This window comes from Ktedonosporobacter rubrisoli, assembly GCF_004208415.1.
In the GTDB taxonomy this organism is placed as follows: domain Bacteria; phylum Chloroflexota; class Ktedonobacteria; order Ktedonobacterales; family Ktedonobacteraceae; genus Ktedonosporobacter; species Ktedonosporobacter rubrisoli.
The window spans coordinates 3,817,637-3,838,540 of record NZ_CP035758.1 but is presented as its reverse complement, the minus strand read 5'-3'; the positions used below and the strand labels follow the sequence as shown (position 1 = coordinate 3,838,540).

Genomic DNA, 20,904 nt, shown 5'->3' with positions numbered 1-20,904 from the left:
GGCTTGTACTGACGCGAGTTACTTCCCAGATGTTATGCTAACGATATATAATCCCGACGAGCCTCTTAGCTGGTGGGTAGACGAAATGGAATAGTGCCACATGGATTGATCTTGTATGCGGGATAGTGAATAGGGAACAGGTCAGCAAACTGACCTGTTCCTTTGATGAGCTAGCTGGGCTTTGCTGCCGTAATAGAATACATGAGCGGGATATTGGGCTCGTTATCTGGCAGGAGCCAGCGATCGCCTATACGCTGCATCGACTCATAAGGCTTGAACTGGCTAGCGTAGGGATACTCTTTGAAAGAGGTTAAAGCAAGGTTGGCCTCCAGAAGGGCTGTGATGATTTCAGCGGTTCCCCACTGAAATTCATGCGAATGGTAAGGATTTTTGAAGTCCTTGACACCTTCGAGGTAGGTTGTGCCGGGCAAACGTATTTCGCTAAATGCTACATAGTCGGAAATGCCTTGCTCCCAGGTTAGAGCATTTCCGTTGCTAAAGTAGGGATAAGCGCGTTTGAGCTTCTCATCAAACATCATCGCAACCGGATGAAAATCAACTATTACGAAGCGTCCACCCGGCTTAAGCAAAGCTTCGATACCTGTAGCCCAGGCCTTGAGATCTGAGAGCCAACAGATAGCCCCATACGAACAGAATACAACATCGAACCTCAAACTTTGCCTGTTAGCCTCAACGAACCAATCATAGACATCCATGCGCTGAAAGGTGGCTGGGATGCCCGATTCAGCGGAGAGCCGGCGAGCAAATTCTATGGCCGTATCGCTGATGTCAACACCTGTAACATGGGCGCCTAACTGGGCGATACTCAGTGTATCTTGCCCAGCATTACATTGTAGATGCAGCACCGAGCGGCCTTTGACGTCACCGAGAAGAAGCTTTTCCTCCTCAAAAAGAGTGCTTCCACCCTGGCGAAAGAAAGCCGCCTGATCGCCTTTATGGCTGTTGTGAGCTTTTGTGGCCTCGTTCCAGGAGAGACGATTTTCCTCATGAAGTTCCTTGCGCATATAACATGATCCTTTCTATATGCGGTAACTGGAAATTATTAGCAGGTGAACGCAAACATTGCAGCCCTGGCATAGTAAAGCAAGGCCACAAAATGCACGTTAAATGAAGGGGTGATTTGTAAGCGTCTGTACACGCGTTGTACTGGCTTGCATCGGAAAACTGACGCAGTGAGTTGAAACTGAAGATAATTTGTCATAGGCATAGTATGGCGCTCCTGGGTTGTAGGGATCAGGATAGAGCGGGAGGCACACTAAACCTATGGCCTGGGAGAGGATTACCAAACCTGGCCAGAGAGGGTGTTGCGTCAGTCCCGCTGCTTACAAACGACGCAAAAAACTGTAAGCAGCGATCAGCCGTTTTTCTGAGATGTTTCTACGCGCCACGCGTTGTCTAATTGGTGTAACATAGCTTTCTTTTGTCCCGATGTAGGATAAAGTGGGAGCTTTGAGACAGATTTACCTCAAGAGCTATTCTTCTACAGTATAATGAAAAATCGTAAAGCTGGCAAGTGGAAAATACAAGAAAATAGAGAAAGAGTTTATGGTTAAGGGCCTGTGCGACACACGATAGAGCACAGACCCTCCAACCATGCCTACGCCTTAAACGGTTGCGAAAACTATATCTGTATGATTAGCCTTTGCATGAAGCTAGTCTGGCCTGACAAGACCATCGTAATAATCGGCGCACTCATCACATAAGATCATACTGATTTTTGTTACCGGCTCCCGCTCTTTCTGTTGGTGCTCTTCACAGACCGCCAGCTTACAGCGACCACAGACTGCTGTAGCTTTTTCTCCACAGACATAGCACCTGGTAGGATCGTTATCTGTATCCGGCGCTATAGCGGCATCCGGCTCTACCAGAATTTGCTCGTCAAACATGGCTTCCTCCTGTCTGATGTGTAGCACCTCACGTTGAGATGCTTATTATGTGGGTATGCGCGAGACAGCATAGTGCTTCGCCTGGTATATTGTCGGTGCGAGAGAAGAAAGCTCGCCATTTACGACGACGAGATCTTCCCCACCAAAAATTTATATATGAATATTTGATTTTTGTCAATGTTGCTTGACAAAAATTGTAAGGTAATATACGATTAGGATGATACATAGACAGTAAATTTAAAGGTTATGATATGAGAGGAAAATTTAGTAGCTCGGTATAGGTTTTTGGCGGAGAACTAACAGGAAACTTACAACTTTCGCTATTTCTATTGTAAAGCTTGCCAGGTTGCTGCTAATATACAAAGTGTTCTGTATAGATCCATCTAAGCTGCCTCGCATTAATAGGGTGGCAACGCCTTACAGCACCTTTTAATTGGGGAAGAAGGAAGAAATAATTTATGAAACGACATGCCAGATCATTGCGGCCTTTAACCAACGCTGAGCAGAGGCTTTTGCCCAAATATTCTATAGGTATCGTCTCAAAACTCGTTGGTATGCCTCCCCAGATGTTGCGTCGCTATGAAGAGGCGGGTCTTGTCGAGCCTGCTCGTCAAGATGGCAAAAATCGGCTCTACTCCGATCACGATGTCGCAATTCTGCATGAGGTTGCTGAGCTTGCTGAGCAAGGAGTGAATTCCGTAGGGATACGCTATATCCTTCAATTACGCCAACAGGTCCAGATCCTACAACTGGAAACTCGTCAGATACGCAGTACTCAACCGCATCCTGACGAGGGCGAGCCTAAGCGTTCATCGGGCTTGTAAAGGGAGCGTTTCTTGCTTAGCGCTTCCCTTTTACCTCTGTTTTTATAAAAAGTGAACCTTAATGAGCTGGGCTATTTAACCCTACCTGCTTCAGCTCGAAGAAGCTCTCCTTTTTTCATGGTGCGCTATCCTTAACAAAAAAGAAAAATTATGGAACTTCTTTGACTATCTGACTTGACAAAAATTGTAAGATAATATAGATATTATAAGGAATATAAAAGCCATATTATATGTTAGATTAAAGTAGAGAGATAAATATGGCTCCTACCTGATGAATAAGAGCAAGCCTTGCAGAAAGGCGAAGGAAGGGTATGGAGAAATCCTGCATGGGAGGCTAGAAAAATTAAGTTGATATTTAGCCCTTGTCTGGGCCCCTCTTGCAAGATAGATGATAAGTTCGTCCGCGCGTGTGCTGGCTTGTACAGGGACAGGAGAGCGAATTGGAACAAACTGGGATGTAGGCGCGTGTTGCTTATAGCAGCAGGAGCACAGCGGATGAAAGGCAAAATTGTAGAGGGCGTCAAAAGTAAAGAGAGATGCAAGGGGCTTGGTAGGGCTGAGAATTCCCTATTGGGACGAGAAGGAGATCAGGTATGGCAAAGGTTATCGGTATTGATTTAGGGACAACGAACTCTGTCGTTGCGGTTATAGAAGCTGGCGAGCCTACAGTATTAGAGAACGGTGAAGGATCGCGGCTTACCCCATCTGTTGTAGCGATTACCAAGAGCGGTGAGCGCCTGGTGGGTCAGGTAGCCAAACGGCAGGCCGTAACTAATCCTGAAAATACCATCTTTTCGATAAAGCGCCTTATGGGTCGTAAATATGATGATCCTGAGGTGCAGCGCACGCTGAAAAGCGTTCCTTACAAGATCGCGCGAGCCTCTAATGGAGATGTGCGTGTGGTCATGTCTGGGAAAGAGTATAGCCCTCCAGAGGTTTCGGCGATGATTCTGCAAAAGCTACGAACTGATGCAGAAGCCAAACTGGGTGAGCGCATTACCCAGGCCGTAATCACTGTACCAGCGTACTTTAATGATACTCAGCGCCAGGCGACAAAGGATGCTGGCAAGATAGCTGGACTTGAGGTCTTGCGTATCATCAATGAGCCCACGGCGGCCTCGCTGGCCTATGGGCTCGAAAAGGCCAAGGGTGATGAGACGATAGCCGTCTACGATCTGGGCGGAGGAACTTTTGATATCTCGATCCTGCAATTAGGTGAGGGTGTCTTTGAGGTAAAAGCTACCAACGGCGACACGCATCTGGGTGGGGATGATTTCGACCAGCGTGTGATTGATTGGCTGGCCGATGAGTTTCGCAAGGAGCAAGGGATTGACCTGCGTAACGATCGTATGGCCTTACAACGGTTAAAGGAAGCCGCCGAGAAAGCGAAGATAGAGCTCTCGTCGTCCTTACAAACCGAGATCAACCTGCCCTTTATTACTGCTGATGCCAGTGGACCGAAGCACCTGGTAATGACGCTTACACGTGCTAAGTTAGAGCAATTGGTAGGCAGTTTGATTGAGCGAACGCGCGAACCGGTCATGAAAGCTCTACAAGATGCTGGTGTACAAGCTAATGAGATAAATCAGGTGGTACTGGTTGGTGGGCAGACGCGAATGCCTGCGGTCATGGAACTGGTCCGCAAGATCTTTGGTAAAGAGCCGCACAAGGGCGTCAATCCGGATGAAGTGGTGGCTATCGGCGCTGCTATCCAGGCTGGTGTGCTCAAAGGCGAGGTCAAGGATGTGCTCCTGCTCGATGTGACTCCGCTTTCTCTTGGTGTGGAGACCCTGGGCGGGGTAATGACCAGGCTGATTGAGCGCAATACGACGATCCCGACGCGTAAGAGCGAGCTCTTCAGTACAGCTGAAGATAATCAGCCGGCTGTCGAGATTCATGTGCTGCAGGGTGAGCGCGAGATGGCGCGCGATAACAAGAGTCTGGGGCATTTCCGTCTGGAAGGAATTGCGCCGGCGCCGCGGGGAATACCACAGGTCGAGGTAACGTTTGATATAGATGCTAACGGTATTCTCAACGTTGCGGCCCGCGATAAGGCGACCGGGCGCGAGCAAAAAATTACTATCACAGCCTCAAGTGGACTCTCGCAAGGCGAGATCGATCGAATGGTGCGCGATGCTGAGCAGTATGCCCAGGAAGATCGACGCAAGAGAGAGGAAATAGAGGCACGCAACCGGGCTGATAGCCTGGCCTATCAGGCTGAGCGCACGCTAAAAGATGTTGGTGATAAGATCTCAACTGAATTGCGCTCTGAAATTGAGGGAAAGATCAAGGCAGTACGCGATGCCTCGTCAAGTAGCGATGCTGAGCGTATACGTAGTGCTGCCGATGAGCTAGAGCAGGCTATGCAACGTATCGGCCAGGAAGTATATCGTCAAGAAGGTGCGGGCACTGGCCCCTCTGGTTCTACATCTCAAAACGAGCCTGGAACTGTTGAGGGCGAGTTCCGCGAAGTCTAACCTGCATTGAGGCAAGCATCACGGGCCAGGGATGTGCCCGTGGTGCCTGTGTATATTTGGCTGACTAAAAAATGGGCAGGAAGGAAAGGCATTGATGGCCGTTGAGTATAAAGATTATTATGCAGTTTTAGGTGTAGATAAAACCGCGAGTCAGAAGGATGTACAGCGAGCCTATCGTAAGCTAGCTCGTAAGTATCACCCAGACGTTAATCCTGGCGATAAGGCAGCTGAAGAGAAATTCAAAGAAATAAATGAAGCAAATGAAGTCCTCTCTGATCCGGAAAAGCGCAAAAAATATGATGAATTAAGCCAATACTATCAGCGTTATGGAGAATGGCCCGGAGCTGCTGGTCAGGCCGGAGGTGGCTATGGAAGTGGCAACTATCAATATCGTACGATGACTGAGGAAGATCTGCGCGATCTCTTCGGTGGACAGTCTCCATTCTCGAATTTCTTTGAGACGTTCTTTGGTGGTGCTTCTCCTGATATGGAAGGGCGTACATATACAACGGGACAGGCAAGGCGGCGCGCTGTTCCCAGGCGCGATATAGAGTCCGAGGTCGAGGTGACTTTGGCCGAAGCCTATCAAGGGACGACACGGCGCATAGAGTTGATGGAGCCCGATGGCAAGACCCGGCGCTTGGAAGTGAAGATCCCGGCCGGCGTAGATGAAGGGTCGCGCATTCGTATTCCTGCACGCAATAGCCAGGAGGGAGGTGGCGATCTCTATCTACAGGTTCATGTGCTACCCGATCAGCGCTATAAGCGTGAGGGCACGACCTTGCGTACGACGATAGATGTGCCTCTGGTTACGGCCATGCTTGGTGGGGAAGCGAAAGTTTCCATGCCTGATGGGCGGCAATTGATGCTGCGTATTCCGGAAGGAACCGCCAATGGCAGGACGTTCCGCCTGCGTGGTCAGGGCATGCCGCAACTGGGCCAGAAAGACCAGCAGGGAGATCTCTATGCTGAAGTATCTGTTATCTTGCCTGCACAATTGAGTCCTGAGCAGCGCCGTCTCTTCGAGGCCTTCGCGGATTCCCTCGATACCGAGCGCTAGATTGATCAACCGAGAGGAGAAAAACATGGATGAGCAGTATATAGTTATTCGGCGGCGTGCTACTTCTGTTTATAGCGAGCAAGAGGCGGCTGCTCTGGCCCATGTAAGCTGTGAGGTGATCCAGCGTTTTCAGGGACTGGGATTGATCGAGGGGGTTGAGATGAGTGATGGCGAGCGATGCTATGAGGAAGAAGAGTTGGAACAGATGCGCCGTATGCGGCGTATACGCCATGATCTGGGCGTGAATCTGGCTGGGGTAGAAGTCATTGTGCATCTTCTCAGGCGTATAGAAGAGCTGGAGCGAGAGCTAGAAGATCTGCGCTCTCACTTGTCGAAGGATAAGTGACTGAGGTAGCGTTCCACGGTGTAATGTAGAGGGATCTGGCGACGAAGAGGCTGTACATCATACACAGCCTCTTCATTTATTGCTGTATTTGAGACGGATATGATTTAATTTACATAACTGATATTGTCCCTTGCATGCACGAGTAATCTCGCCTGCCGCTAACAAATCGGCAGGCGCTCAGAATTGCACAATATTTCCCCAAGCGGTCAGTTAGAGAAGGAGCGTACTGTGAATGTAGCTGAAGAGGTTCTACAGGCAGAACAACGTATTCGCCCACATATTCGAGAAACTCCTCTTGAGTATTCTCCACAACTTAGCATTATGACTGGTGGCAAGGTCTATTTGAAGTTAGAGAACTGGCAGCACAGTGGCTCGTTCAAGGTGCGTGGCGCATTAAGTAAGTTACTTACCCTTTCACCAGAGCAGAGAGCACAAGGGGTGGTTGCCGCATCTTCAGGCAACCACGGTATTGCTGCAGCCTTTGGTTTGCAGGTTTTAGGAAGCAAGGGAATTATCTTTGTGCCTGAAGATGCCTCTTCGGCTAAAGTAGAAGCAATTCGGCGCTATGGAGCAGAAGTACGTTTCTTTGGCAAGGATTGTTTGCTCGCAGAGGAATATGCCCGAGATTATGCGCAACGCCATAACATGCTATATATCTCGCCTTATAATGATTCCCAGGTGATAGGCGGACAGGGAACGATTGCCGTAGAGCTAGCGCGGCAAATCGAGCATGCCGATCGGGTTTACGTTGCACTGGGCGGGGGCGGCTTGATTTCTGGAATTGCCGGCTATCTCAAACAAGTGTGGCCGGAAGTTGCGGTTGTGGGTTGCTCGCCGGCGAACTCGCCCCTGATGATTGAAGCGGTACAAGCCGGGCAGATTGTCGATAGAGAGTCATTGCCTACCCTATCTGACGGCACAGCAGGAGGGATCGAGGCCGGCGCTATAACTTTTCCCCTTTGTCAGCAGCTTGTTGATGATTATGCTCAGGTCTCCGAGGAGGCTATCCGTGAGGCAATGCGCCTGATCATTGCCGATCACCATATGCTAATTGAGGGAGCTGCTGGCGTAGCGGTTGCAGCTTTGCTGCAAGAGAAGGAGCAGCTGGCCGGTCAGACGGCAATAGTCGTGCTTTGTGGGGCGAATATCAGCTTGGAAACCTTGCGTACGGTAATTTAAGAGAGCTATCTAGCACGCCAAGCTCTATAGGCTCTATATAGACGGCTGCAAGAGTTACTGAAGCCGTAAAATACTATCCCAGCGTCCTGGTAACTTTTAGGGAAGCAACTTCCAGCTTTTCTGCTAGCTCGGTTGCTCAGTTGGTTAGAGTATCTCGTCTAAGGGCCTGGCTATCCACAACATGTAGAATAAGAGAAGATATGCGCAAGAAGGCTTGTTGTGCTTGAAGCTGACTGTGGCAACAGGAAGTCCATTACCACAGTCTTTCCAACTTAAGTTGGGACTTATTTTAGAATACGCCTGCGTAGGACATAGAGAAGTTGGCTGCTGCTAGAGAAGATCAGTCTTTCCCACGTTGAGCCGTTTGTTCATTAGCCAGGGCTTCTATAAAATCTTCGGGATTGGTTACTACCTGTCCTAACTGTAGACGGTGAGCCAGCCTGGCCAGCTGTGGTGGGTGTACAAGCGAGCGTTCCAACAAATCTTCTTGCTGGAATACCTCTGCAGGCGTACCATCGAGCAAGACCTGGCCCTGATACATCACAACCACGCGATCGAAGTGATCGGCGACGAACTCGATATCATGGCTGATCGCGATAACCGTCTTGCCGGCTTGATGTAGCGTGTCCACGACATGGCCAAACAAGCGTACGGAGCGAGCATCCTGGCCAGTAGTTGGTTCATCGAGCACAATGATAGGTGTGTCCATAGAAACGACCGAAGCAAAGGCGATGCGCTTGCGCCAGGGAAATGAACAATCGGCCGGGTGCTCTTCTGCCAGATGCTTGAGTTCGAGCAGCTCCAGGGCTTGATCTACGCGCGCCTGAATCTGCTCGGACGAAAAGCCAAGGTTTGTCGGACCAAAGGTAAGCTCCTGACGCACAGATGGCTTGAACAACTGCTCATCAGGATTCTGGAAGACATAGCCAACGCGCCGGGCTAATTGTGAAAGGCGATAGTCGCTGGTTTTCCAATCGCCAATGTGGATGGTTCCTGTGGTGGGACGCAAAAGGCCGTTGAAATGCTTGACCAGGGTGGTTTTGCCTGATCCATTTGCGCCAACGATTGCCACGCGTGATTGCGCGGGAACCTTGAGCTCTATTCCACGCAAGGCTTCTACCCCTGTGGGATATGTAAAATGCAGATTTGCAACCTTAATGTCCATGGAAACCTCCGGCCCGGAAACCAGCCTCAGCTTCCTCAAGCGTCACTGGCAGGTTACGTGTTTCAGGCCACCATCCTCGCGCTTGAGCCAGGCGTGCCGCCGCCGTATAGCGCAGTTGGCTGCCGAGATCTTCTAAAAGAGGAGAGGTAAGTACTTCCGAGGGCTTGCCATCCAGGATGATCTTGCCTTCGTCAAGGGCGATAATACGATCAGTTTCACGCGCAATCCATTCAATATTATGCTCGGCTATAATGATGGTCATGCCCTCGCGACTTAGCTGTCGAATAGCTGTGAATACCTCATGAGCGCCTAGTGGATCTAGAAAGGAGGTGGGTTCATCCAGGACCAACACCTGCGGCTTCATTACGAGCATACAGGCCAGCGCAACGCGCTGTTGCTGCCCTCCAGAGAGGGCCGTAGGCGACCTATCGGCCCAGGAGCGATCTCCTACCAACTCTAGCGCGTGAGCAATGCGCTCTTCCATCTCCTCGGGCGGGACACCAAGATTCTCAAGCCCAAAGGCAATCTCTTCGCACACCGTAGCTTTGCCAGTTAATTGGGTGATCGGGTTCTGAAAGACAAGCCCGGCTAAGGGAACAATCTCTTCTAAAGCTGCTTTTTGCGTCTGTATGCCGGCAATCGTTACCTGCCCCTGCATCTCACCATTAAAAAAATGCGGAACAAAGCCCGTCAAGGCATAGCATAACGTCGATTTACCAGCCCCATTTGCGCCTATCAAGGCCACGAACTCGCCCGGCTCCACGCTAAATGTGACATCGCGCAAGCTTGGTGTACTACTACCAGGGTAGGTATAGGTAACCGCTTCAACTTCAATTATCGCCATATATATGCTCCAATGAGAAGGAGGACAGTGATAACCATAAGCCCGATGCGCACCCGCTGCTGAAGTAGCGAGTCTGGTACAATGACCAGCGAGGTCTTGGGGCGTCGAGCCTTAAAGGCGCGAGCCTCAAGGGCGATAGCGCGTTCCTCAGTCTCTTGTAAAGATCCCAGGATCAGCGGAATAATCAAAGGGAGCAAGGCCTTGATCCGAGAATAGAAGCCTCCCTCGGTGGCAAGGCCACGTGCGCGCTGAGCATCGATAATCGTACGCGCTTTAGCCTGGGTTTGGGGAATAAGCTGTAGCGTACTAATCACAATGTACGTGAGCGTTGGAGAAACTTTCCGGCGGGAAAGATCTGCCATTAATGTGCTGGGATGAGTTGTACAGAGTACGAGAAGCATGGCCCCAACCATCGTCACCAGGCGCGCAGAGGTCAGATACGCAAACTCTATACCCTCTTTCTTCACAGAAAGAAAGCCAAGCTGCCAGAGTATAGTTTTTCCCTCTGGGTAAAACAAGCCCTGAATAATAAACAGAAATGCCGCTAACGGTAAGATGACTTGTAGCATTACCCTCATTACCGGACCCCCGATCTTACCCCATAGGCACAGTGGGAGTAAAACCCCCACTGCCAGGATAGTCGACATCCAATAATTTGGGAATACGAAATCAAGGACGATAATACAGCCAGCGAGCACCAGTTTAGTCAAGGGATTCAAATTGTGTAATTGACTGGACCTGGCAACATACAGGCCCAGCTGTGCCTCGCTAGCCATGCTTATGCGCTCTTACTTTCCACAACTTGCTTCTTTTCGGCGGGACGGATATTATTCGCCCGTGGGAAGCGGGAGATATAACGAGCTGATAGGCTCCTCAAGATCGCCCAGGCGATCAGGCAGGTCACGATCTTGTCAAGAGGCTCCACTAAGAAGCTCGTAGTAAAGACTGAGGTAATCAGGTTTTTCCCGGTAGCTTCCAGATAGGCCGTGACCAGGGTAGAACCGTTGGGGGTAACTCCTCCGAAGAAGCCTACAGTAATAGGTGCAGAGAGCAAGGCGGCTACAAGAGAGATAATGATACCTGTGATAATTACTTTCCACCATGAGCGGAAAAAGCCCAGGTTTGCGAAGATACCTGCTACACCCCCGATGGCCAGGGCCACGATCGCGTAGGGGATGGAAGAGGGAGCTGTCAAAGCGCCCCAGATAATATTTGCCAGCGCTCCTGTGAGGCCACCTGCGAGCGGACCGGCAACAATAGCAACGAGAACGGTTCCGATGGAGTCAAGATAAACAGGCAGCTTGAGCAGAAGGACGATCTGGCCAATCGCAATATTAATGGCTATAGCGATGGGGATAAGCACAATGACGCGCGTGTTGAAATCTCTAAAGAGAGATGCCCGTTGTTTTTCTCCTTGCATAGAGTTCTCTCCAATTCTTGGAATAAAAAAATTACTTGCCACACCCTTCCTTTAAGATAAGAATTGTTTTTGTTCCCAAATCTGGACTTAAGGATAAGATGTGACATCTTGTGGAAATGGACCTCTTACCTATTGAGCTGAAGCGCTGGCCCACAGCAAGCCAGAACGAATACTCGATGGGTGCGTGAGGAAAGAGGATAAAATGAAGGCGAGAGAAACCTCCTTTTCTGTAGTAGGTAGAACAACCTGGCAATGATAACTGTACAGCACTTATTGTTGCTGTGTCAACCCTCAATAAAATACAGCAATACTATACTATCGCTACAATTAACTGTAAATGGTCAGGATCAGCTAGTGCAGAACTGTTCAGATCTCTGCCAGGCAGGCGACACTTGGATGCAGAGAAATTAGCCACTGCTGCTCAGCAGTGGGGAAGATATAAGTGCCCGACCAGAGACCAGACGTTTTCCGCAGCCAGCTGGCGCTTTTCAATATCTTCGGCCATAACCTCAATGGTGAGCGCGTAGAGTGGATCGTGCATATCCGCAAAATCTTTTAGCATGCTATGCAGCTTAAATAATGACATTGCTGCGTGGTGTCGTACAAGATGATCTTTGTCATAAAGCGCGTACTTTAGGGCCTGGGCAGTTTGTTGACAGCGAAAGTTTTGTAGGCCAATAGCCGCATACATGCGTGCAAAGGCGTCGTTTGTATGCTTAAGAACATCTATAATCGTGGAGAGCGCTGCTGGATAGCGCTCAATTTGCCAAAGGGCAACGGCTATATCTACCACTTCAGAAGGTCCTGTGGAGCATAAGAGCTGCTTGAGATAGGGAGCGGCGGCGTATGAACGTAATATGCCCAGCCCTACTATGGTTCGGCTATCAGCCATAGTGTGGGTCAGACAGTGCAGAAGCATGTGCTCAGCCAGGTTGCGGGCTGGTAAAGAGAGTTCTTGCAGAGACTCTCTATCCAAGCCATCGTGCCAGCGCTGGTAGTTTATATCCGCTAAAAACGAATCGACGAAACGACGAAATGACTCGGAAGTGCTCATTTGCTGGATAAAACACGTTCTATTGACAGCTTCGGCTACTGCCCATATCTTATCCTGGAGGCCTATGATAGTAAGCTGAGGTATACTGGCGACCGGCGTAAGACTGCGAATTTGTTGACAACCGGTAAGATTCAGGGTGGCCAGATGGGATAAGAAGGCGAGGGGTGTCAGATCGGTAATGTGTTTGCAGCCAGTAAGGTTGAGTACGTGCAGACGAGAAAGGAGAGCCAGAGGGGCCAGATCGGTAATGTGTTTGCAGCCAGTAAGGTTCAGGGTAGTTAATCTTCTCAGAGAGGCAAGGGGGGCCAGATCTTGTACCGGGGTGCAGCCGGTAAGATTCAGCGTGGTAAGCTGAGATAGCGCTGAGAGTGGTTCAAGGTTGGCTATACGCTTACAACCGGTCAGATTGAGTATCGTGAGTTGGGGGATTGTGGCGAGGGGGGAAAGATCGTTAAGATGTTTGTAGCCGCTGAGATCAAGGGCACGCAACCGGGCTAGAGAAGCTAGCGGCGCTAGATCTCTGAGGTTGTTTTCGCGTGAAAGGGTATCAAAGTTGGCGCAGTGTAGAAGCGCGTTGCTAAGATTAGCTTTTTTGAGATGAGATCCTCTGAAATCTGCTCGGGTTAAATTGGCATTATGAAGATCTGCATCTCTAAGGTTGGCCATGATAAGAACGGTTCCCGAGAGATTCGTATGGCTAAGATTCGTTTTGGCAAGATTGTACTTACTCAAATCCATCTGCTGCAGGTTGGCATAGCTGAGATTAGGGCGAATCTCTGGATTCTGTAACCTCCATATATTCCATTCCTCTTGACCATGCCGAAGAAGGTCTACGTGATATGGATTTGCCATATGATATACTTCCTCTTCTTAACAAATGTAGAGATTCGGACGCGATGTTACAAAGTGTGACGATATGTTATCTAAGTTGACGTAGCGTCAAGAGCAGATTTAAAATTGCTTTGGTAAAGTCATTAGCTCGATGTGCTTTACTTTGATGTGGCCCTACTTGTGGGGGGCGGAATTCACTACTTTCTGGGCATCTATGTTCTTCGGCCCGCATGCTATGCTTGGCTCCAACAGTTCTTCAAGAAAATGTTAAATAAGTAGTTGCGGCTATTGAGATTATTGAATTGAGGGCTGTTAATATATCTTTTACTTGTAAAAGGAGAAAGTTTTAGGAGCTATGAAAAATTCTTGGCATGTTCAGGCGTCAATATTTCCTTTCGCGCGTACAGGGAAGCGCGTAACGCACCCTTTACTAGCTGTTATACTTACATTTGCCTTTATTGCCCTCAGCATTGTATGTGCGGAACTGTTATCGGCCCCCTTGTCCCCTGTCCTGATGGAGATTAAGCCGTTATTCACTCATCAACCAGCCGTCTTTTCAGCCCTTGCTATGATTATCAACTTATTGAGCATGTTTGTGTTTATCTATCTCTTGGTTTGGGGCTGGCTTGCCTGGTTTGAACGACGCCCTTTCTGGACACTGGGTTTTTTTCGCCAGGGGATCTTTTCTAGATATCTAGCTGGCCTGGGAAGCGGTCTGCTTATGATAAGCCTGGCAGCTGGGATTGTCCTGCTTTTGCAGGGCGGACATTTTCTTGCTGTGCAGGGTCCAATGGAAGGTCTGCCTGCTCTTGGGGGAAGCTTATTGATGGTTATTGGCTGGGTGATCCAGGCCTCGGCTGAAGAGGTTTTGTATCGAGGCTGGCTGCTTCCGGTAATCAGTCTGCGTTCTCGCCTCTGGATTGGAGTTCTGCTGTCAGCTCTGTGTTTTGCTGGAACCCATGTACTCAATAAGGGTTTCTCGCCGCTTGTCTTTGCCAACCTTGTTCTGTTCGGGATTTTTCTCGCGCTCTATCGGCTTGTTGATGGTTCGCTTTGGGGGGTGTGTGCCTGGCATACGAGCTGGAACTGGGCATTAGGAAACTTATATGGGGTGAACAACGCTGGTGGAGCACCCGAGGGTGGAAGCTTATTTCATCTCGGCCTTGTTGGGCCTGAGTGGCTATCCGGCGGGATCTTTGGTCTGGAGGGGAGTATTGCTACGACTATCGTCTTCTTATTGGGCATTGGTGCCATGCTCATAGCAATCTTCTGGAGACGGCGTAACGGAACCTTCTCAATAGAGGGTCAGGTGAGCTCTTTGCGCATGAAATAGAGAAAAATCGCGGCGCTATGCGAATTGTCTCTGCTCTGGCAGGAGGAGGCCAGGGCAGATTGTGACTCTCTATTGCGGAACATAGGTGTCGAATGGAGCTTGTTATGTCCATGACCCTACTTAAGGAGGGTAAAATTCACTACTTTTTGCGCGTCTCTTTTCTGCGATATATGTTACCCTTGGCCTGCCTGCACACAAAAAGGGATGGGCAAGTCTCTATTATGTCCCATTTTTCCCATACTCTCTTTGCTTTGGCGCGGGGGATAATTGGCAAGCTCAGCACAAATGCTTTAAAGAAAGGAAGCCATAATGATCAAAAGATTGCTGTATCCCTGGCGCCTGCAGTGGAAGTTAACCTGTTCATATATTTTCGTGAGCGTGCTGTCCTGGTTTCTGGTTGCCTTCTTGCTACTGGGCTTGATCTGGCGGGGCATGGAAGTTAGCAAGGCGTCCATCTTGTTCTGGTTGTTGCAAAATAACATGCAGAAAGTTGTTTCCCTGGTGGATCGCGAAGATCGAATCGATCAGGCTGCATTTGCACAGTGGCTGCGGCTATATACTGAACAGTCAAGCTTGTTGGTTTCTTATGAAGGATCTGCCTCTATTGTTGACAAACAAGGGAAAATTCTGTTTTCTGTAGGAAGTACTCCTCGTCCTGTGGGGACAACGGTGTTCGCTTCACTTTCAAGGCAGAATGCAGAAGTTTTACGCGCGCTGCTTAGCGACCAGAATCGTACCGGGGGAAGGCTTAATCAGGAAAGGGAGGAGGTGGTAGCGATGGTTCCTATCGTTGGAAGGCAGCATCAGGCGCTGGCGGCGGTGGTCGTACAAGCTCAACATCTCCAGGCGATTCCCTGGCTGGGCTTTGGGATTGGCCTCTTTATTTTGACTCCACCCTTTTTGATCTTTGCTTTGTTTGCAGGGATCGTAGGTGCTATATCTGGCTATCTCACCTCTCGTCGTCTCGTGCAACGCTTCGAACGCCTGGCTTCGACAGCAGAGCACTGGAGCCGGGGGAATTTTTCTCGGCGAGTTCACGATAGCTCTGCCGATGAGCTAGGGCAGTTGGCAGAGCATATGAACCAGATGGCCGGAGAGCTACAGAATCTGCTACAAACGCGCCAGGAATTGGCAACCTTGCAGGAAAGAGGACGTATAGCGCGTGATTTACACGATAGCATCAAGCAGCAAATGTTTGCGCTCTATATGCAAATTAAAGGAGTGAAATCTCTGTTGAGGAAGCAATGCGATAGTGTGTTCCCTCATCTGGAGCAGGCGGAGGTGCTGATATTGCAGGTGCAAAAAGATCTTAACTCTTTGATCTATGAGCTTCGTCCGCCTGAGCTAGAGGACAAAACATTTTTCCAGGCTTTGCAAGAACAGGTAGAACGCTGGGCCTGTCAGACAGGTATCAGGGCGGCGTTTCAATATGAGGTGATGATAAGGCTAGCTCCCTCACAGGAGGATGCGCTTTATCGATTTGTCCAGGAAGCTCTCTCGAATATCGCTCGACATAGCCAGGCCAGGGCCGTCACGGTTCTTATCTGCGAGCAGCATAGCAAGATCTATGTTATGATCAACGATGATGGCAAGGGATTTGAGGTTGCAACTTCTCATGGGAAGGGATTGGGACTGCGCTCGATGCAAGAGCGCCTGATGCCCTTTGACGGTACCCTCGAAATTCGGAGTCAGCTTGGCAAGGGCACTGAGGTGATTGCGACGCTTCCCTATAGCAGGGCCTCATGAAACCAGGCGCCCTTGGGAAGACAAGAGTATGCCTGGTGAGATAGCTCATAGAGAGAACAAGAAAGAGAGTGGATAGCAATTACGCTATTGAAATAGAATGGAAACGATTCAGATCTTGCTAGTTGATGATCATCCCCTTGTTCGTCAAGGCGTACGCACATTTCTGGAAACAGAGGCGGACCTGGTAGTGATAGGGGAAGCCGCCTCGGGAGAGGAAGCTGTCCATTGCTGCACAGAGCTTGCTCCAGATGTTGTGCTCATTGATCTTTCTATGCCTGGTATGGGAGGAATAGAGGCGATTCGGCGTATCAAGCAATGTAGCCCCCATTCGCAGGTTGTTGTGTTGACCTCTTTCCAGGACGATACTTTTATTTTTCCCACTCTTCGGGCTGGCGCACTTTCTTATATCCTGAAAGATGTGCAGGCCGATGATCTTGCGGAAACTGTGAGAAAGGCTACACGCGGCGAATCGGTTCTGCATCCCCGCGTGGCTGCTCGTGTTGTGCAGGAGATACGAGGCGAGCGCAAGGATATACCCAATGCGTTTACTGACCTGAGCAATCGCGAATTGGAAGTGCTGCGCCTGATTGCGCAGGGAAAGACTAACGCCCTGATTGCTGAGGAGCTTTGTATTACGGAGCAGACTGTGAAAGGGCACGTGAGCAATATTCTTGGTAAATTGCACATGGCAGATCGGACCCAGGCCGCCATATTTGCCTGGAAGCAAGGGGTGATCATACATGAGCAATAGAGCGGCTTCGACGTTGTTCTCTTCTCCAAAGATGTAACATAGCCTCTCCTGGCGTAATTTACTAGCGAGACTCTGTAGACCGTTAACACATTTCTGTTTTTTTATGACCCTGATGATTTGCGCTAATAAAGAATGAAAAGCAAGTGCAACACTGAAGCTTGCGCTACGAAAATAAGGAAGAGCTATAAAACTAGTTGAGGTTTACGTAGCGGTAACATCTATACTATGGTTATCGCAGCTAAGGAGGTGGCAAATATGTTCACAGTAGGAGAATTTTCAAGAATTGCCCAGGTTTCCAAACGGTTATTGCGCTATTATGACGAGATTGGATTGCTGAAACCTATACGCGTTGATCGCTTCACAGGCTATCGCTATTATAGTGCGGAACAGATGACGCTTTTGAACCGCATACTTGCCCTTAAGGATCTGGGGTTATCGCTAGAGCAGATCCAGCAAATATTGAAAGATAATGTATCTACAGATGAACTGCAAGGAATGCTGCTTCTGAAGAAGGCCGAAATTGAGCTGCAATTGAAGGAGGAGCAGCAGCGCATTCGCAGGATCGAATCTCGCCTGCAAGCTATTCGAGATAGGGAGGCTAACAGGCCCATCAATGTGGTGCTGAAGCAAGTTCCTGCGCAGCCTGTCTTAAGTGTACGCACTCTGGTCGCCTCCTTTGAGGCTGGATTGGGAATCTTCGATCAAATTATGCTGGCTCTTCCTAAAAAAGGAAACTATGGCTTGCGTTTCTGTATGTGTCATAGCGATAATATTGTTGAGCACGATATGGATCTAGAGATGGGCCATCTCATCGAGGCGAAGTCACATGCGCCTGTACCTTTATATGAGGACTTGCAATTGCGTTTTCGTGAGCTGCCTGCTGCTCCTACGATGGCGACATATGTGGTAAAAGGTCCTCTTGAGAATATCCACTCTGGTTACACTGAGATTGGGATCTGGGCGGAGTTGAACGGCTACCGCTTTGCCGGTGTTCCACGCGAAATCGCCTTGCAAAATCCTCAGGAAGCTGATGGTAGCGATCTGATTACTGAAATTCAATTTCCTGTTGAATATGAAAGATAAATGTAAAATACTACCGAATAGTGAAAGAGAGATGAGATAGATGGAAATCGTGGATATCGTACTGGTGGGCGGTGGAACGTTAGCCGGTCTTTGTGCGGGGCTCCTCTACGCTTTTAGTGTGGCGATCATTCCGGCGCTGCATGTCCTCAAGGGCTCCGAACATATTGCCGCTATGCAAGCTATCAATGTAAAAATTCTTAATCCCGTATTCTTTCTGAGCTTTTTTGGCCCGGCCATTCTCCTACCTCTAGCTGCAATTTTAGCCTGGGGACGGCCGCAATTCGCCCTCCTCATTGTGGCGGCCTTGCTCTATATTGTTGGGGTGATCGGGGTGACGTCGGCGGGAAATATTCCTTTGAATGACAAGCTGGCAAAACTTGAGGCACATCAGCTGCCTGAAGCCGAGGCTGATCGAGCCAGAAAAGAATACCAGGGTCAAGGCGCGGCCTGGATGCGCTTCCATACCATTCGCACGCTGGCTGCGACTTTGACAACAGTCCTTGTCTTTATTGCATGTTTGTTTAAATAACTCATATTCTTAAGGGTGATGGAGAGATAAGGAAATACATCAGGTTTCCCTATCTCTCCGCATGCTAACTAACCCTTGTAGGTCAAGACACGCCCCCACAGGCTCTTGGTGCCCCAGAGACCCGAGCGTAGACATTCAAGCTGGACGATCTGACTATGATCCACGAACATATTCACCTCGGCGCCATAATTTTTAATGTACCAGGCAAAGACCTCGGGATCGGCCGCCTCAAACATTACTCGTTCCAATCCTAGCGAACCAATAATTTTGGCAACCGCGTCTGTGCGCCAGGTCTTCACATTTTCAGTAATCCCCTCGGACTCGATCATGATCATATAGGCGCCAGCATCTAGAAATCTTTTCGCCTGCCCGATGGCCCATTCGACATCACGTGTGCCTTCGGCTTCTAACTCTTCGGCTGTAGTAGCGCCGCCGGCCCCAAATTGGATGCCAACCTCTGGCTTGGCCTTGATTCCTGCTTGTTGCACTTTCTCAACAAGGCGCAGCCAGTCATCTACCGGGATCGTGATAAAGCCGCTAGAGATTTCCAGGATATCGAAGCCGACGTTGCGGCATTCATTGATATACTTGTTAACTGCCTCGCTGCCCTGCGTGAGCACATGTTCAATGAAGCCGCCTGTGGAGACCATAACGTTGTGACGGTGGGCAAGCTCAATGATCTCTTTAAGCGACTGCTGCGGCATCAGCGTAAAGGAACCACCAGCAAATTTCAAAGAGTCGACATACTCGCCCATCGTTTCGAGAATATCCTCTAGATAGCGCTTACCCATAGGCGTATAGTAGGGGCCGCGAATCTCTGTGACACCGCGCGAACGTGGCTTGCCCTCACGCTCATTCAAATGGATAAAGGGAAATGCTCTCTGGCTCATGTATAAAATCTCCTTCTGCATACTTGCTAAGCGTTTAACAAAGATAGTCCTAAGAGCGTCATTAAATCGTGTACATCTAGCGCCTCTAAGCCAGCGGTGGCATCAATAATGGCGTTACGCTTCTGTGCGCTGAGAGAAGGAGTCGTGAGTCGTTCAAATTTAGCGCAGGCTTTTTCCCAGGACATTGGACGGCTATAGAATCCCTCGTAGTCAGTTTTATCAAGATCGAGCGCCTGACCATTATTGAGCGAGACATGGATATGGCAGGGCATCTCTTTGGGGAAGCGTTTGCTCAATGTTTCATTGGGCCGAATGATTACCTTCCGCAATAACTGCTGGACATCCGCTTTGACGATTCGCTCATGCGCATATTGCGCTGGCGTGACCTCTCCATCGAGCAAGGCCACAGCTACCATATATGGCAAGCTGTGATCTGCCTCTTCCTTAGTTTGTACCAGGTGTTTATTGCCCTCTTCACCGCCGCCGATAATATTGTAAGCGACGTCAAAGATGGAGATCTCGATCTGTGTAACGGCATCAGCGGAAAGCTGCTGCGTTTCTCTCAGCTCTAGAATTCCCTCCAAGGCCGACTGAGAATGAAACTCGGCATTGTATTTTTTGACATTTGTGCGACGCACAGCTTCCAGATCTTCGCTTTCCCAGTCAATCTTGAAAGGTCCAGAAATGGACTGCATGAAGCCCTTATTGCCCTCGAATACTTCGAGAGGACCGGTTATGCCGCGCATGGCCAGGAAGGCCGCATGGGTAGCGCCAAAGGCCGTATCGGGGTAGGCCAGACCTTTCCAATTGGAGAGCCTGCCAGTACGGGTAACCCGTAAGGCATTATAGGCCGTGCCGCTTATTGCGATGGCATTGGCGGTCTTTTGCTGATCTAGCCCAAGGGCCTTTGAGACCCCTGCCGCCACGGCATAGGCTCCCTGAGTAGTGTGGTCAAAGCCCCTGGCGCGGACAGGCGCTACATCTGAAAGCCGGCACTGAACCTGATAGGCAAGGGCAAGAGCTGTGAGAAGATCTTTGCCGCTTTTATGGGCATATTCACAGGCGGCCAGCACTGAACCCAGATTATCGCTGGGATGGCAGGTCTCGCCAGGAGCGATATAGCTATCGTTATAATCGAGATAGCGCACCAGGGCTGAGTTATAGAGAGCAGCGCGATCGGGGGCAGTTTTCCCGCCGCCGATAAGCGTTGCCAGCGGATTGCCACCAAAATCTTCGAGTTGCAAACGTAACCTACTTATAGGAGGGCCGGCAAGCGCTCCTATCGCGCAACCCAGAGCATCAAGGATACGAATTTTTAGTTCAGCACGGGCCTGCTCTGAAAGATCCTCGTACTTTGCGCCTACGACATAGGCAGCTAATTGTTCATCCAGGGTCATAGCTCCCTCTTTTCTCATGATATTAGGAGGTATGCGATATTGCCTGCCTTCCACCTTAGTAGTATTTT

The 20,904-nt window shown here is 49.6% G+C and carries 19 protein-coding genes; 10 read left to right on the top strand and 9 right to left on the bottom strand.

The annotated features are described in order from the left end of the window. Positions 1–170: 170 nt before the first annotated feature. A complete protein-coding gene (locus EPA93_RS17055; RefSeq protein WP_129888663.1) occupies positions 171–1,025 on the bottom strand; it encodes a class I SAM-dependent methyltransferase in 855 nt (284 codons plus the stop codon). Between the two features lie 648 nt (positions 1,026–1,673). Beyond that, complete coding sequence (locus EPA93_RS17050; protein ID WP_129888662.1) at positions 1,674–1,907, bottom strand: hypothetical protein; 234 nt, start codon at positions 1,905–1,907, stop codon at positions 1,674–1,676. A 458-nt stretch (positions 1,908–2,365) separates the two neighbouring features. Between EPA93_RS17050 and EPA93_RS17045 the strand changes: the two genes are divergently transcribed. The 5 genes from EPA93_RS17045 (at position 2,366) to EPA93_RS17025 (ending at position 7,793) form a co-directional block, all read left to right on the top strand. Beyond that, positions 2,366–2,731: a MerR family transcriptional regulator gene (locus EPA93_RS17045; protein ID WP_129888661.1), complete on the top strand. Its 366-nt coding sequence runs from the start codon at positions 2,366–2,368 to the stop codon at positions 2,729–2,731. A gap of 593 nt (positions 2,732–3,324) precedes the next feature. After that, the gene (gene dnaK / locus EPA93_RS17040; protein ID WP_129888660.1) at positions 3,325–5,208 is read left to right on the top strand and encodes a molecular chaperone DnaK; all 1,884 of its coding nucleotides are present in this window, start codon (positions 3,325–3,327) and stop codon (positions 5,206–5,208) included. Between the two features lie 94 nt (positions 5,209–5,302). Further along, positions 5,303–6,268: a DnaJ C-terminal domain-containing protein gene (locus EPA93_RS17035; RefSeq protein ID WP_129888659.1), complete on the top strand. Its 966-nt coding sequence runs from the start codon at positions 5,303–5,305 to the stop codon at positions 6,266–6,268. 25 nt (positions 6,269–6,293) lie between these two features. Continuing rightward, positions 6,294–6,614 carry a chaperone modulator CbpM gene (locus EPA93_RS17030; RefSeq protein ID WP_129888658.1) on the top strand — a complete coding sequence of 107 codons (321 nt, stop codon included), beginning with the start codon at positions 6,294–6,296 and terminating at the stop codon, positions 6,612–6,614. A gap of 228 nt (positions 6,615–6,842) precedes the next feature. Then, positions 6,843–7,793: a threonine/serine dehydratase gene (locus EPA93_RS17025; RefSeq protein WP_129888657.1), complete on the top strand. Its 951-nt coding sequence runs from the start codon at positions 6,843–6,845 to the stop codon at positions 7,791–7,793. A 340-nt stretch (positions 7,794–8,133) separates the two neighbouring features. On the opposite strand, the gene EPA93_RS17020 is transcribed toward EPA93_RS17025, so the two are convergent. The 5 genes from EPA93_RS17020 to EPA93_RS17000 all read right to left on the bottom strand — a co-directional run bounded on the left by EPA93_RS17020 (position 8,134) and on the right by EPA93_RS17000 (position 13,128). Then, complete coding sequence (locus tag EPA93_RS17020) at positions 8,134–8,958, bottom strand: energy-coupling factor ABC transporter ATP-binding protein (protein ID WP_129888656.1); 825 nt, start codon at positions 8,956–8,958, stop codon at positions 8,134–8,136. After that, the gene (locus tag EPA93_RS17015; protein ID WP_129888655.1) at positions 8,948–9,802 is read right to left on the bottom strand and encodes an energy-coupling factor ABC transporter ATP-binding protein; all 855 of its coding nucleotides are present in this window, start codon (positions 9,800–9,802) and stop codon (positions 8,948–8,950) included. Before EPA93_RS17015 ends, EPA93_RS17020 begins: the two co-directional genes overlap by 11 nt. Then, a complete protein-coding gene (locus EPA93_RS17010; RefSeq protein WP_129888654.1) occupies positions 9,793–10,578 on the bottom strand; it encodes an energy-coupling factor transporter transmembrane component T family protein in 786 nt (261 codons plus the stop codon). The genes EPA93_RS17015 and EPA93_RS17010 overlap by 10 nt, the downstream gene beginning before the upstream one ends. 2 nt (positions 10,579–10,580) lie before the next feature. Next, on the bottom strand, positions 10,581–11,222 hold the full coding sequence (locus EPA93_RS17005) for an ECF transporter S component (protein WP_129888653.1): 642 nt from the start codon (positions 11,220–11,222) through the stop codon (positions 10,581–10,583). 421 nt (positions 11,223–11,643) lie between these two features. Further along, positions 11,644–13,128 carry a leucine-rich repeat domain-containing protein gene (locus tag EPA93_RS17000; protein WP_129888652.1) on the bottom strand — a complete coding sequence of 495 codons (1,485 nt, stop codon included), beginning with the start codon at positions 13,126–13,128 and terminating at the stop codon, positions 11,644–11,646. A gap of 334 nt (positions 13,129–13,462) precedes the next feature. Here EPA93_RS17000 and EPA93_RS16995 point away from each other — a divergent pair, with 334 nt between their 5' ends. The 5 genes from EPA93_RS16995 to EPA93_RS16975 all read left to right on the top strand — a co-directional run bounded on the left by EPA93_RS16995 (position 13,463) and on the right by EPA93_RS16975 (position 18,549). Continuing rightward, positions 13,463–14,440, top strand: a complete 978-nt coding sequence (locus EPA93_RS16995; protein ID WP_129888651.1) for a CPBP family intramembrane glutamic endopeptidase — start codon at positions 13,463–13,465, stop codon at positions 14,438–14,440. A 309-nt stretch (positions 14,441–14,749) separates the two neighbouring features. Further along, the gene (locus EPA93_RS16990; RefSeq protein ID WP_129888650.1) at positions 14,750–16,186 is read left to right on the top strand and encodes a sensor histidine kinase; all 1,437 of its coding nucleotides are present in this window, start codon (positions 14,750–14,752) and stop codon (positions 16,184–16,186) included. 97 nt (positions 16,187–16,283) lie between these two features. Continuing rightward, positions 16,284–16,937, top strand: coding sequence for a response regulator (locus tag EPA93_RS16985; RefSeq protein WP_129888649.1), 654 nt, complete (start codon positions 16,284–16,286; stop codon positions 16,935–16,937). Positions 16,938–17,192: 255 nt separating this feature from the next. Continuing rightward, positions 17,193–18,020, top strand: a complete 828-nt coding sequence (locus tag EPA93_RS16980) for a MerR family transcriptional regulator (protein ID WP_165423198.1) — start codon at positions 17,193–17,195, stop codon at positions 18,018–18,020. 40 nt (positions 18,021–18,060) lie between these two features. Continuing rightward, positions 18,061–18,549: an anthrone oxygenase family protein gene (locus EPA93_RS16975; protein ID WP_129888647.1), complete on the top strand. Its 489-nt coding sequence runs from the start codon at positions 18,061–18,063 to the stop codon at positions 18,547–18,549. Between the two features lie 68 nt (positions 18,550–18,617). Here the strand turns inward: EPA93_RS16975 and EPA93_RS16970 are convergent, their stop codons facing one another. Together EPA93_RS16970 and EPA93_RS16965 are read right to left on the bottom strand one after the other, a co-directional pair. Continuing rightward, positions 18,618–19,439 (bottom strand): phosphosulfolactate synthase, encoded by an 822-nt coding sequence (locus EPA93_RS16970; RefSeq protein ID WP_129888646.1) that lies wholly within the window; start codon positions 19,437–19,439, stop codon positions 18,618–18,620. Between the two features lie 26 nt (positions 19,440–19,465). Then, the gene (locus tag EPA93_RS16965; protein WP_129888645.1) at positions 19,466–20,836 is read right to left on the bottom strand and encodes an MmgE/PrpD family protein; all 1,371 of its coding nucleotides are present in this window, start codon (positions 20,834–20,836) and stop codon (positions 19,466–19,468) included. Positions 20,837–20,904: the final 68 nt, after the last annotated feature.